At 71.7% G+C, this 13369-nt stretch carries 9 protein-coding genes; 7 read left to right on the forward strand and 2 right to left on the reverse strand.

The genetic code is table 11. The annotated features are described in order from the left end of the window. Window positions 1-172 precede the first annotated feature (172 nt). The 6 genes from ACZ3HQ_RS10545 (at window position 173) to ACZ3HQ_RS10570 (ending at window position 7959) form a co-directional block, all read left to right on the forward strand. A complete protein-coding gene (locus tag ACZ3HQ_RS10545) occupies window positions 173-2104 on the forward strand; it encodes an FUSC family protein (RefSeq protein WP_467509375.1) in 1932 nt (643 codons plus the stop codon). A gap of 434 nt (window positions 2105-2538) precedes the next feature. Further along, complete coding sequence (locus tag ACZ3HQ_RS10550; RefSeq protein ID WP_467509377.1) at window positions 2539-4494, forward strand: VWA domain-containing protein; 1956 nt, start codon at window positions 2539-2541, stop codon at window positions 4492-4494. A 121-nt stretch (window positions 4495-4615) separates the two neighbouring features. Beyond that, window positions 4616-6331, forward strand: coding sequence for a methionine--tRNA ligase (gene metG, locus ACZ3HQ_RS10555; protein WP_467509379.1), 1716 nt, complete (start codon window positions 4616-4618; stop codon window positions 6329-6331). A gap of 152 nt (window positions 6332-6483) precedes the next feature. After that, window positions 6484-7077 (forward strand): hypothetical protein, encoded by a 594-nt coding sequence (locus tag ACZ3HQ_RS10560; RefSeq protein ID WP_467509381.1) that lies wholly within the window; start codon window positions 6484-6486, stop codon window positions 7075-7077. Beyond that, window positions 7071-7241: a hypothetical protein gene (locus ACZ3HQ_RS10565; protein WP_467509383.1), complete on the forward strand. Its 171-nt coding sequence runs from the start codon at window positions 7071-7073 to the stop codon at window positions 7239-7241. Before ACZ3HQ_RS10560 ends, ACZ3HQ_RS10565 begins: the two co-directional genes overlap by 7 nt. 31 nt (window positions 7242-7272) lie before the next feature. Then, window positions 7273-7959, forward strand: a complete 687-nt coding sequence (locus tag ACZ3HQ_RS10570) for a hypothetical protein (RefSeq protein ID WP_467509385.1) — start codon at window positions 7273-7275, stop codon at window positions 7957-7959. 50 nt (window positions 7960-8009) lie between these two features. Here the strand turns inward: ACZ3HQ_RS10570 and aspS are convergent, their stop codons facing one another. Next, window positions 8010-9773 carry an aspartate--tRNA ligase gene (gene aspS / locus ACZ3HQ_RS10575; protein ID WP_467509387.1) on the reverse strand — a complete coding sequence of 588 codons (1764 nt, stop codon included), beginning with the start codon at window positions 9771-9773 and terminating at the stop codon, window positions 8010-8012. Window positions 9774-9949: 176 nt separating this feature from the next. On the opposite strand from aspS, the gene ACZ3HQ_RS10580 reads away from it, so the two are divergent. After that, complete coding sequence (locus ACZ3HQ_RS10580) at window positions 9950-12190, forward strand: ATP-binding SpoIIE family protein phosphatase (RefSeq protein WP_467509389.1); 2241 nt, start codon at window positions 9950-9952, stop codon at window positions 12188-12190. Here ACZ3HQ_RS10580 and ACZ3HQ_RS10585 read toward each other — a convergent pair. Continuing rightward, window positions 12187-13230 (reverse strand): AI-2E family transporter, encoded by a 1044-nt coding sequence (locus ACZ3HQ_RS10585; RefSeq protein WP_467509391.1) that lies wholly within the window; start codon window positions 13228-13230, stop codon window positions 12187-12189. The two genes, ACZ3HQ_RS10580 and ACZ3HQ_RS10585, sit on opposite strands and share 4 nt — an antisense overlap. Window positions 13231-13369: the final 139 nt, after the last annotated feature.

Consider the following 13369-nt stretch of genomic DNA (forward strand, 5'->3'; position numbering starts at 1 on the left):
GAGTCTCCCGCGCGGGCGGGCCGGAGAGCGCGGGCCGGTCGGCCGCCGCTCCACCGCGCCCTCCCCCTGCCCCGAGTGGCTCGACCGCCACGCCCATGCGGGAGGACGGTCAACCGTTCTGCCGGGCGGGCCGGTTGAAGGGCCCGGTGGGCACAGTGGACATAATGGGCGCATGTCCCGAGAGTTCCCCATCGGCCTCACCCCGCCCGACTGGCTGGTCCGGAACCTTCGGCCGCAGCCGGCGCCGGTGAACTGGGCCGCTGTCGCGCGGGCCGCCGTGGCGATGGCGCTGCCGTTGGCGATCGGGTTCGCGGCCGGGCAGCCGGCGCTCGGGGCGCTCGCGTCGATGGGCGCGCTGAACGGGGTCATCGGGGACACCGCCGACGCGTACCGGATGCGGGTCATCACCATCGCCGTACCCCAGCTCACCGGCGCCGTCGGCGTCATCCTCGGGCAACTCGTCTTCGGGCAGGGGTGGTACGCCGTCGCCGTGGTCACCGGGGTCGCGCTGGTCTCCGGGATGATTTCGACCATCGGCGCGGTGGCCTCCGTGTCGGGACTGCTGCTCCTGCTCAACTGCGTGGTCGGCGCCGGGCTCCCGATGCCCCACCCCTGGTGGCTGGCGCCGCTGCTGATGACCGGCGGCGGGCTACTGGTACTGGTCCTCGCCCTGCTGGCCTGGCCGCTGCGGGCCGGGGTGCCGGAACGGGCGTCGGTGGCGAACGCCTACCGCCGGGTCGCCGACCTGCTGGACGACGCCTGCGACGACGACCGCTACATCGGCGCCCGTTTCGACGTCACCCGCGCCCTGAACCAGTCGTACGACCTGATCCTCGGCCACCGCGCCCGGCACCACGGCCGCAGCGAGGAACTCACCAGGCTGCTGGCCCAGTTGAACGCCATCACCCCGGTCGTCGAGGCCGCCCCCGCCGTCCGCCTCACCGGCCGCCCGCTGCCCCCAGAAGTCCCCCGCGCGGTACGGGAACTGGCCGACGCGGTAGAGACCGGCGACACGTCCGGCCTGCGCCTGCCGAGGCTCCCCCTCGCCCTCACCGAGACCGAACGCGCCGTCGACCACGCCCTGAAGCACACCGCCGAGGTGGTCACCTCCCCCTCGGTCGACCCGCGCGGCATCGACGAACGCACCGTCGCCCTGCACGTACGCGCCGCCCGCGCCGCCCGCGACGCGGTGCTCTCCGCGGGCTCCTGGCGCTACGGGCTCCGCCTCGCCGTCTGCATCGGCATCGCGCAGGCCCTCGTCTCCCTCGTCCCGGTCCCGCGCTCGTACTGGGTCGCGCTGACCATCACCTTCGTCCTGAAGCCCGACTTCGGCTCGGTCTTCTCCCGCGCGCTGCTGCGCGCGCTGGGCACGGTGGTGGGCCTGGCGGTCGCGGCGGCGGTGCTGGCCGAGGTGCCGATCGGCTGGTGGGACGTGCCGGTGATGGTGCTGCTCGCCCCGCTCGTCCCGGCGCTCACCCCGCGCGGCTACGGCTTCCAGACCGCCGCGATCACGCCGGTGATCCTCCTGCTCTCCGACATCCTCAACCACCAGGGCACCGGCCTGCTGCTGCCCCGGCTGCTGGACTCCCTGATGGGCTGCGTGATCGCCCTGGTCGCGGGGTACCTCCTCTGGCCGGAGAGCTGGCACACCCGCGTCGGCGACCGGCTGGCGGACGCGGTCGAGGACACGGCGGTGTACGTCGAGACGGCGTTCGGCGCCGACACCGACCCCGCCCGCCGGGCCCGGATGCGACGCCGCCTGTACCGCGACCTCTCCACCATCCGGACGGAATTCCAGCGCGCGCTCACCGAACCGCCACCTACCGGACGGCGCGCCGCGGCATGGTGGCCACTGGTGGTCGCCGTGGAACGGATCGTCGACGCGACGACCGCGGCCCGCGTCCGCGTCCACCACGGCGCACCGCCCCCGTCCTCCGCCGAGGTCGATCAAGTGGTGCGCCAACTCGATGAATTGGCGGAGGGGGTCCGGGAGGCCGAGATCCTCACCGCCTTGCCCACCCACCTGACCGGCCCGGCGGGCAGCGTGCTGGAACCGGTACGACAAGAAGTGGCGGCCGCGAGAGCCATCGCCACACCGCACTGACGGGCCGCTAACCTAACGTGGCCGTCCTGGCCAGGGATCTACGGCGACAACTCACGCGAAGGGGTGCGCACATGGGCATTCTCACTCTCCTGCGGAACGCGTTCGGCCGAGGACGCAAAGAGCGTCCCGCCGAGGCGGAGAGTGCAGAGCACCTTCCGCCCCCGCGCCAGGAACACGACCTGGTGACAGAGGCGTTCGACACCCCGAGGGTCCCTTCACAGGGAGCGACGCGGGAGGACCCGGAATCCCCGAAGAGGGAAGCCGAGGCCGCACCACAGACGGAGACCGCGGCCCCGACGGAGCCGCCGGAGCCGGCCGAAGCGAAGTCCGCGACTGCGCCGGAGCCGGCAACGCCAGAGGCCGAGCCCGAGCCCGCCCCGGAAGCCCCCGCCACGGCGGAGGACACGCTCGCACCGGACCCGCTGGACTCGTCGGTGGAAGCCGCCGCTGCGCCGGAGGCCCCGGCCACGGCTGAGGCGGAAGAGACGGCCACCCCGCAGCCCGAGGCGCCGCAGGCCACGGGGGAGACCCCTGTGGCGGACGCCGCAGCACAGGAGCCGGACACGGCGAGGGCCGAGAAGGACGCCGCTCCGGAGGAGAAGGCGACAGAGCCGGACCCGTCGGCCGCGGCCCCGGAGATCGAGCCCCTGCTGATGGAGCCGGCCATCCTCGACGCGGACCCGGAGGTCGTGGTCCCCCAGCAGCGCACCGAGCCCCTCCCGGAGGCCGAGGCGGAGCACGACCAGCCCGCCATCCCCGAGCAGTCCACAGAACCGCCCGCCGACACGGCGAACGCCAAGCAGAACGCCACCCCCACCCCGGCCCAGAACCCGCAGACCAAGGCGGACACCAAGCCGGACGCCCTCCGCGAGCCCGAGGCGGACGCCAACGCCAAGCCGGAGCCCACCCCCGCCCCCGAGGCGAAGGCTCCTGCCGAGCCCGTTGCGAAGGCCAAGCCGGAGGCCACCCTTAAGCCCGAGACGGACGCCAAGCCGGAAACCTCCCGCGAGCCCGAGGCGGGCGCCGACGCGAACTCGGAGGCCACCCCCGCCCCCGAGGCAAAGGCTCCCGCCGCGCCCGACGCGAAGGCCGACCCGGAGCCCACCCCCACCCCGGAAGCCGACGCCAAGCCGGAAGCCATCCGCGAGCCGAAGGCAACGGCCGAGGCGGACGCCAAGCCGGAAACCATCCGCGCGCCCGAGGCGGACGCTGACGCCAAGTCGGACGCCACCCCCGCGCCCGATGGGAATGCCAACGCCAAGCCGGAGGCCGCCCCCGCGCCCGAGGCGGACGCCGACGCCAAGTCGGAGGCCATCCCCGCGCCCGAGGCAAAAGCTCCTGCCGAGCCCGTTGCGAAGGCCGACCCGGAGCCCACCCCCACCCCGGAAGCCGACGCCAAGCCGGAGCCCACCCCCGCGCCGAAGGCGAAGGCCAAGCCCGAAGCAACGGCTCCCGCCGAGCCAGAGGCGAAGGCAGGAACGGAGGCCGAGGCCAAGCCGGAAGCTCCCGCCGAGCCGGAGGCGAAGGCCGAAACGGAGGCCGAGGCCGAGCCGGAAGCTCCCGCCGAGCCGGAGGCGAAGGCCGTCCCCGACGCCGGGCCCGGCACCGCCCCCACCCCCGAGGCCGCCGACGCTCCCGCACCCCCGCCGGCGGCACCCGCAGCCGACAACGCATCCCGCACGGGTGGTGCGGGTGGGAACACTGGCGAGGCCGAGGGCGCAGCCGAGGCCGAGGCGCTCGCCGCCCCCACCCTCGCCGCAACCACCCTCGCCACCGCCCACACCGCCGCAGCAGCAACCCTCGCCAACACCAACCTCACCGGCCAGACAGCGAAGCTCTACCTCGTACTGGACCGCTCCGCGAGCATGCGCCCGTACTACAAGGACGGCTCGGCCCAGGCCCTCGCCGACCAGACCCTCGCCCTGGCGGCCCACCTGGACAAGGACCCGGCCGTCCACGTCGTCTTCTTCTCCACCGAGGTCGACGGCACGACGGACCTCACCCTCACCGAGGACCACGCCACCAAGATCGACGACACCCACGCGACCCTGGGCCGCATGGGCCGCACCAGCTACCACGCAGCCGTGGAAGCCGTACTGGCCCACCACGACAAGCACCACACCCCCGAGGACAACGTCCTGGTCGTCTTCCAGACGGACGGCGCCCCGGACGCCAAGACCCCCGCCACCCAGGCCCTGACGAACGCCGCGAAGACCCACCCGAAGGTCTTCTTCTCGTTCGTCGCCTTCGGTGAGCACGACAACAAGGCGTTCGACTACCTCCGCAAGCTGAAGACCGGAAACACGTCCTTCTTCCACGCGGGCCCCACCCCCCGCGAGCTGACGGACACCGAGCTGTACGAGGGCGTACTCGCCACCTGGCGCCCGTAACGAACCGCCGCTCCCCCGTGCCGCCCGCGTCCCACCCCGTAAAACGGGAGGCGGGCGGCATACACACGTCGGCTACGATTTCAAGGTTCGCAAAGACGATCCGACCTGGGAGCAGCCTCCAATGGCTCGACACCTCATCACCAGCGCCCTTCCGTACATCAACGGGATCAAGCACCTGGGCAACATGGTGGGGTCCATGCTCCCGGCGGACGTGTACTCCCGGTACCTCCGCCGGCGCGGCGAGGACGTCCTCTACATCTGCGCCACGGACGAGCACGGCACCCCCGCCGAGCTGGCCGCCAAGGAGCGGGGCCTGCCGGTGGACGAGTTCTGCGCCCAGGCGCACGACGCGCAGAAGGCGGTCTACGACGGCTTCGCGCTGGCCTTCGACTACTTCGGCCGCAGCTCCTCCGCCGAGAACCGCGACATCACCCAGCACTTCGCCCGGAAGCTGAACGAGAACGGCTTCATCGAGGAGCGGGCGATCCGCCAGGTCTACTCGCCGGCCGACGGCCGCTTCCTGCCGGACCGCTACGTGGAGGGCACCTGCCCGCACTGTGGCTACGACAAGGCCCGCGGCGACCAGTGCGAGAACTGCACCCGCGTGCTGGACCCGACCGACCTGATCGAGCCGCGCAGCGCGATCTCCGGCTCCACGGACCTGGAGGTCCGCGAGACCAAGCACCTCTTCCTGCTGCAGTCCAAGCTCCAGCACGAGGTCGAGGAGTGGGTGGCCCGGCACGAGCAGGACTGGCCGCAGCTCGCCTCCTCCATCGCCCGCAAGTGGCTGACCGAGGGCCTGCACGACCGCGCGATCACCCGTGACCTGGACTGGGGCGTGCCGGTCCCGGCGGACACCTGGCCGGAGCTGGCCGCCGAGGGCAAGGTGTTCTACGTCTGGTTCGACGCCCCGATCGAGTACATCGGCGCGACCAAGGAGTGGGCGGACCAGGACCCGGAGAACCGGGACTGGAAGTCCTGGTGGTACGAGGCGGACGACACCGTCCGCTACACGCAGTTCATGGCGAAGGACAACGTCCCGTTCCACACGGTGATGTTCCCGGCGACCGAGCTGGGTGTGCGCGAGCCGTGGAAGAAGGTCGACTACGTCAAGGCGTTCAACTGGCTGACGTACTACGGCGGCAAGTTCTCCACCTCGCAGAAGCGGGGCGTCTTCACCGACCAGGCCCTGGACATCCTGCCCGCGGACTACTGGCGCTACTTCCTGATCGCCAACGCCCCCGAGTCGGACGACTCGTCCTTCACCTGGGAGCACTTCACCGCCACGGTGAACAAGGACCTGGCGGACACGCTGGGCAACTTCGTCAACCGCGTCCTCTCCTTCTCCCGCAAGCGCTTCGGCGACGAGGTCCCGGCGGGCGGCGAGCCCGGCGAGGCGGAGACCCGCCTGGGCGAGGAGATCGCCCGTCTCCTCGCGGAGTACGAGACCCAGATGGACGCGCTCCAGTTCCGCAAGGCGGCCTCCGCCCTGCGCGCCCTGTGGTCGGCCGGCAACTCCTACCTGGAGGAGAAGGCCCCCTGGCTGGAGATCAAGACCGACAAGGACGCGGCGGCCCTCACCCTCCGCACCGCGATGAACCTGATCCACCTCTACGCGGTCGTCTCCGAGCCCTTCATCCCGTCCTCGGCGGCGGCGATGCGAGCCGCCTTCGCCCTCCCGTCGGACACGTCCACCTGGATCACCCCGGAAGAGGCCAAGTCCCTCACCACCCTCCAGCCGGGCATCCCCTTCACCGTCCCCCCGGTCCTCTTCGCCAAGCTCACGGACGAAGACCTGGAGACCTACAAGGCCCGCTTCGGCGGCCAGCCCACCTGACACACCCCCTCCCCACTGGCGCCGCCCCCACAGGGGCCGGCGCCAGCGGCATGCCCGCCTCCCCTTGCTGGAACGTTCCCTCGCCCCTCGAACGAGTGAACGCCGTCCAGAAAGTCGGGCAGCCCCGACAACCATGCCCCTAGCGTGCACACATGGTCACATCAGCCCATGAGGGCATGCACCGCATCTTCGAGGAACGCCCGGAGATCCTGGCACCCGTCTTCGGAGCGCTGGGCATCGCCTTCCCCGAGAAAGCGGCCGCCTACGCGGTCACCTCCGACGTGACGGAGACCCGTCCGCTCGTCCGGCACGTGGACACCGTGCTGCGCATCGAACCCTCCGACGGCGACGACTTCTTACTCGCCGTCGAGGCCCAGGAGCGCCGCGACCCGGCCAAGTCCGCGAGCTGGGCCTACTACGTCGCCTATCTCCAGTCGAAGTACCGGCTGCCGGTCCTGTTGCTCGTCGTCTGCCGCGACCGGGCCACGGCCAAGTGGGCCGCCGGTCCCTTCGAGTGCGGAGCGCGCGGCTGGACCGTGCAGCGCACCCACCCCTTGGAGCAGAGCGCCGCCCAGTACTTCAGCCAGTTCTTGGACACCGCCCTCGGGACGACCTCCGCGGGCAAAAATGGAGGAACATCGTGTCGTTCGTCAACTACTTCCCCGGCCGGGGCACCCTGCTGGAGCGCACCTTCAACGAGGGTGAGGCGAAGGGCGAGGCTCGGGGGGAGGCAAAGGGCGTGCTGAGCGTGCTCAAGGTGCGGGGCATTCCCGTCCCCGATGACATCCGAGAGCGCATCACCACCTGCACCGACCCGGTTCGCGTGAGCGGATGGCTCGACCGCGCGGAGACCGTCGAACGCGCCGAGGATCTCTTCACCGACACCCCCGAGGCCCCGGAACCGGCCTGACCTGGGTCTGGTCTGGCAGAGTACGGGGCTCGTGGAGGCTTGCGGAGTTCATCGGCGGTTGTTGGCGGATGTGGTCAGTGCGGGGGGTCCGTACGGGCTGGTGCTGGCCGGGGGGTATGCGCTGGAGGCGCATGGGGTGGTGCGGCGGGAGCACGGGAATCTCGACTTCGCCACCGAGAGCGGCGAGGCGATGGAGGGCATCGCCCGGGGGCTGGCCGGCGCGCTGGAGGCGCGGGGGCGGACCGTGCGAACCGAGGCCGTCACCGCGCTCACCGCGCAGTTGACCGTCGGTGATCCCCAGAGCGGGGAGGACGTCGGCCTCGCGCTGCACAAGGAAGCCTTCTGGCAGCCGGCCGAGCTGACCTCGTACGGGCCGACTCTCTCGCTCGCGGATGCCGTCGGGACGAAGATCCGGGCGTTGTACGACCGGGGAGCGGCCGTCGATCTGATCGACGCGCGGGGTGCCGCCGAGCATTACTCGCTGCCCGAGTTGGAGGAGCTGGGCCGGCGGCACGCGTACGACGTCTTCGACCTGCCCACCCTCCAGTCCCGCCTCACCGGCACCGACTTCTACTCCGACATCGAGTTCCGCCGCTACGGCCTGCCCCGCGAGGAGGTCGGACCCCTGCGCGCGTGGGCCCAGCACTGGTCCGACGACATCGGGGAACGCCTGCTGGAGGACGGCGCCGATCCCGATCAGGGGGAAGAAGAGGAATAGGAACGGCCCGGCTCCCTCAAGGAGCCGGGCCGTTCCACACGTACCGCTTACTACTTCGGCTGCGGCTTCCTGATGCTCAGGTGCAGCTCGCGCAGGCGGGACTCGTCCAGCTCGGTCGGGGCGCCCATCATGAGGTCCTGGGCGTTGCCGTTGAGCGGGAAGGCGATGGTCTCGCGGATGTTGGGCTCGTCGGCGAGCAGCATGACGATGCGGTCCACGCCGGGGGCGATGCCACCGTGCGGCGGGGCGCCGAAGCGGAATGCGCGGAGCATGCCGGCGAACTTGTCCTCGACCGTGTCCCGGTCGTAGCCCGCGATCTCGAACGCCTTGAGCATGATGTCCGGCTCGTGGTTCCGGATGGCGCCGGAGGACAGCTCCACACCGTTGCAGACGATGTCGTACTGCCAGCCCAGGATGTCCAGCGGGTCCTGGGTCTCCAGGGCCTCCAGGCCGCCCTGCGGCATCGAGAACGGGTTGTGGGAGAAGTCGAGCTTCCCCGTCTCCTCGTCCCGCTCGTACATCGGGAAGTCGATGATCCAGCAGAAGCGGAAGACGCCGTCCTCGAACTGGTCCGCACGCTTGGCCGCCTCGACGCGCACCGCGCCCATGATCTTGGAGACCTCGTCGAACTCGCCCGCGCCGAAGAACACCGCGTGGCCGGGGGCCAGCGACAGGCGCTTGGTCAGCTCGGCGACATTGTCCTCGGTGAGGAACTTGGCGATCGGGCCGGTCAGCGAACCGTCCTCGCCGACGCGCACCCAGGCCAGGCCCTGCGCGCCCTGCGAGACGGCGAACTCGCCGAGGCCGTCGAAGAACTTGCGGCTCTGGCCCGCGACGTCCGGCACCGGCAGGGCCCGCACGTGCTTGCCCGCGAACGCCTTGAACGCCGAGCCCTCGAAGACGTCGGTGATGTCCACGAGCTCCAGCTTGGCGCGCAGGTCCGGCTTGTCGGAGCCGTACTTGAGCATCGCCTCGCGGAACGGGATGCGCGGGAACGGCGAGGTGACATGGCGGCCGCCGCCGAACTCCTCGAACAGCTCGGTCATCAGCTTCTCGATCGGCTGGAAGACGTCCTCCTGCTCGACGAAGCTCATCTCGACGTCGAGCTGGTAGAACTCACCCGGCGAGCGGTCGGCACGCGCGTCCTCGTCGCGGAAGCAGGGCGCGATCTGGAAGTAGCGGTCGAAGCCCGAGATCATCAGGAGCTGCTTGAACTGCTGCGGCGCCTGCGGCAGGGCGTAGAACCGGCCCGCGTGGACGCGCGAGGGAACGACGTAGTCGCGGGCGCCCTCGGGGGAGGTGGCGGACAGGATCGGCGTGGCCATCTCGTTGAAGCCCATCGCGGACATCTTCTGGCGCATGGCGGAGATGACCGCCGTGCGCAGCATGATGTTGCGGTGCATGCGCTCGCGGCGCAGGTCCAGGAAGCGGTACTCCAGGCGCCGCTCCTCGTTGACCCCGTCCTCGGCGTTGATCGTGAAGGGCAGCGGGGCGGCGGCGCCCAGCAGCTCGACCTCCGCGACCTCGACCTCGATCTCACCGGTGGGCAGGTCGGGGTTCACGTTCTCGGTTCCACGTGAAACAACGCGGCCGTCGACGCGGACCGTGGACTCCTTGGAGATGGAGTCCAGCGCCTCGTACGCGGGGGTGCCGGGGCGGGCCACGAGCTGCGTGATGCCGTAGTGGTCACGCAGATCGATGAAGAGGATGCCGCCCAGGTCGCGCCGATTGTGCAGCCAGCCACTCAGCCGGACGTCGGTACCGACGTCGGAGGCGCGGAGCTGGCCGCAGGTGTGGGACCTGTACCGATGCATCGTCGTTCATCGTCCTTCGTTGGGGGTTCTTCGCCGGAAGTGTGCTCTGCCCGGCCAGAACGGGCACGGGGCCCGGACCCATCAAGGGTACCGGGCACCCCATGATCGCCTCCCCACCATTACCACCGGCGCATCAAGGGTGGCAGTAGTGGGGACGACCTTCCTAAAGTGGGGCAATGCGCACAGGTGAGCCACTGCCGTCCGTGGGAGATGTCCTCGCCTCCCTCGCCACGGGGCTCTGGCAGTGGGACACGGCCACCGAGCTGGTCACCGTGGACGCGGAGGCGGCGCGACTGCTGGGGCTGCCCGCCCGGCCCCACACCCTCACCGAGACCCAGGCCCGCGCCCGGATGCACCCCTCGGACTGGAACGAGATCACCGGGGTCATCCCGCTCGCCGTCGCCCGGGGCACGCTCGCCGAGGTGCGCATCCGGGTGGTGGACGCGGAGGGCCGTACCGTCCGGGTGGTGCGCAGCCGCTCCAAGCCGGCCTTCGACCGGGAACGGCGGGCGTACGAGCTGATCGGCACCCTCCAGGAGGTCATCGAGCCGGCGCCGGGCACGTCCTCGGCGCGCAGCGCGATCACCGGGGACTGGCGGCGCTCCCGCGAGGCGTTCCTGCTGGACGCGGGCCGCGCGCTGGCCGAGGCCCGGTCGACGGCGGAGGTGCTGCGGGTCGCGGCCACACTGTCGATGCCGGGCTTCTCCCCGGACGGGCTCGCGGTGTTCGGCGTGGAGGGCGACCGGCTGACGATCATCGGCCACCACGGCTACCAGCCCGGCGACGACGGTCCCTTCACCCATATGCCGCTGACCACGGACTATCCGGCGGCCGAGGTGGTCCGTACCGGCCGGGCCGTCTATCTCTCCTCGCCCGGCGAGTACCGGGACCGCTATCCGACGGCCTGGCCGCTGGCCGAGCAGTTCGGGCGCTGCGCGTGGGCGTTCCTGCCGCTGACGCTGGGCGGGCAGACGCGGGGCGCGTGGATGGCGGCGTTCAGCGACCGGGTGGCGTTCACCCCGGACGAGCGCGCGGTGCTGACCACGGTCGCCCGGATGCTGGCGCAGGCGCTGACGCGGGCGGGCGACGCGGAGACCCAGCGGGAGCTGTCCGAGGGGCTCCAGCGGTCGATGATGCCCTCGCTGCTCCCGGAGATTCCCGGCATGAGCGTGGCCGCGCGCTACATCCCGACCGGCGGCGGCCTCCAGGTGGGCGGCGACTGGTACGACATGATCCCGCTGCCCGGCGGGGTCTCCCCGACCACCGCGCAGGGAGGCAGGTTCGCGCTGGTCATCGGGGACGTACAGGGGCACGACGTACGGGCGGCGGGGCTGATGGGCCAGCTCCGGATCGCGCTGCGGGCGTACGCGGCCGAGGGGCACCGCCCGGACGCGGTGCTCTCCCGCGCCTCCCGCTTCCTGCACGGCATCACCCATGACGAGCACATGACCGACCTGCGCTTCGCCACCTGCCTGTACGCGGAGGCGGACCCGGCGACCGGGCGCCTGGAGGTGGCCCGCGCGGGACATCCGGAGCCGGTGATCCGGCTCCCCGACGGCACGGTGGTGCTCCGGCCGACCGCGGGCGGGCTGCCGCTGGGCGTCGACCCGGACGGGGACTACCCGACGACCCGGTTCACGCTGGAACCGGGCGAGACGATGATGCTGTGCACCGACGGTCTGATCGAGACCGGCGGCCACGACATGGAGAGCGGCTGGCGGCGCATCCGGGCCATCCTGGAGCAGTACGGCGCCAAGGAGTCGGAGCGCGAGAACGGTCTGGAGGGGCTCGCGGACGCGCTGGTGCAGGGGGTGCACGGGCCCTCCTCGCACCACACCACCGGCCCGCTGACCGACCGCCGCGAGGACGACATCGCGGTGCTGCTGCTGTTCCGCTCCGGGGAGAGCTGGGGGCTCAGCGGCCCGGCGGCCACGGCCCGGACGCGGGTGCGCAGCACGCTGCTGTCGGTGGCGCAGGACGAGCCGGAGCGGATCGCGGAGGCCCGCCAGCATCTGCGGGAGCTGCTGCACGACTGGAAGCCGGCCGAGCAGGTGGACGTGGCGGTGCTGCTGGTCTCCGAGATGATCACCAACGTGCTGGTGCACACCGACGCCGACGCGCTGCTGCTCGCGGAGATCTTCGGTGAGCCCGGCCACCGCCGGCTGCGCGTCCAGGTCACCGACGGCGGCGACGACCTCCCGCACAAGCGCCGCCCCGGCGAGCTGGCCTCCTCCGGCCGCGGCCTGATGCTGATCGAGATGCTCGCCGACGCGTGGGGGGTCGAGCCGCGCGGCGAGGGCAAGAGCATCTGGTTCGAGCTGTACGAGCGCCCCGAGGAGGAGGGTGACAAGGAGGGCGAAGGGAACAAGGGGGACGACGAGGAGGAGAGGCAGCGGGAGGGGGAGGACGCCGCCTAGGGCTGCTCGTGCGGGGTGCCGTAGCGCTCGCGGAGTTCCTGGACGACGCCGAAGACGGCCGCGGTCAGGGGGACGGCGAGGAGCATGCCGAGGATGCCCGCGACGGAGGCGCCCGCGGTGATCGTCAGCATCACCACCGCCGGGTGCATCTGTACGGTGCGGCTCTGGATGGCCGGCTGGAGTACGTGCCCCTCCAGCACCTGGACCGCGAGGACCACGCCGAGCGCCCAGAGCGCGATCACGAAACCCCGGTCCGCGAGGGCGACCAGGACGGCGACCGCGCCGGAGAGGAAGGCGCCGAGGTAGGGGATGTAGGCGGCGACGAAGACGAGCGCGCCGAGGCCCACCGCGCCGGGTACGCGCAGGATCAGCAGGCCGACGGTGATGCAGACGGCGTCGATGAGCGCGATGATCGTCGTCCCGCGCATGAAGCCCTCGACCGCCTCGAAGGCCCGGCGGGCCATGGCCTCCACGACGTCGGCGGTGCCGGCCGGGGCGAGGCCGCGCAGGGAGCGCAGGGCGCGGTGGGAGTCGCGCAGGAAGAAGAAGATCAGAAGCAGGGCGAGTACCGCGATGGCGACGGACTCGCCGACGACGCTGACGCCGCTGATGACGTTGGATACGGCGGTGCCGCCGAACTTGCCGAGCAGCTCACGGGCGTTGCCCGCCAGGTCGTCCAGGCCGGCGCCGGCGGCGCCGAAGTGCCGGGCGACCGCCTTGGCCGCCTCCCGGAGGGAGGCCACGATCTCGTCGCCGGTGTTCACGAGGGCGGCGACGACGATGTAGACCGCGCCGCCGACGACCGCCACGACGGCCACGCAGGTCAGGGCGGCGGCGAGGCTGGCGTTCAGCCTCATCTTGAGCAGCCAGCGGTACAGCGGGCCCAGCAGGGCGGTGCCGAGGAGGGCGAGCAGTACGGGGGTGACGGCGGTACGCAGTTCCCCGCACAGCCGGATGCCGACCCAGCCCAGTCCTGCGGCCAGCAGCAGCACGGCACACCAGGCGGCGAAGCGGCGTACGGGTACGGGGAGTAGCGACACGCTTCCAGCGGAGCACGCCGTGGGTTCCGCGTCCTGCTACGGCGGGCCGGGTGGGTGAGTCGCCCTCTCTCCGCGTGCCGTCCCAGGGGGCTCCCGCCCCCTGGACCCCCGGCCTGTGCCCACCCACCACCCGACTCGG

The sequence above is a fragment of the Streptomyces sp. NPDC018263 genome (genome assembly GCF_055562575.1).

Excerpts from the sequence above, each read along its gene's own strand:
- aspS (WP_467509387.1), bottom strand. The coding sequence starts at position 9,773 with ATGCATCGGTACAGGTCCCACACCTGCGGCCAGCTCCGCGCCTCCGAC.
- ACZ3HQ_RS10580 (WP_467509389.1), top strand. The coding sequence starts at position 9,950 with ATGCGCACAGGTGAGCCACTGCCGTCCGTGGGAGATGTCCTCGCCTCC.
- ACZ3HQ_RS10545 (WP_467509375.1), top strand. The coding sequence starts at position 173 with ATGTCCCGAGAGTTCCCCATCGGCCTCACCCCGCCCGACTGGCTGGTC.
- metG (WP_467509379.1), top strand. The coding sequence starts at position 4,616 with ATGGCTCGACACCTCATCACCAGCGCCCTTCCGTACATCAACGGGATC.
- ACZ3HQ_RS10560 (WP_467509381.1), top strand. The coding sequence starts at position 6,484 with ATGGTCACATCAGCCCATGAGGGCATGCACCGCATCTTCGAGGAACGC.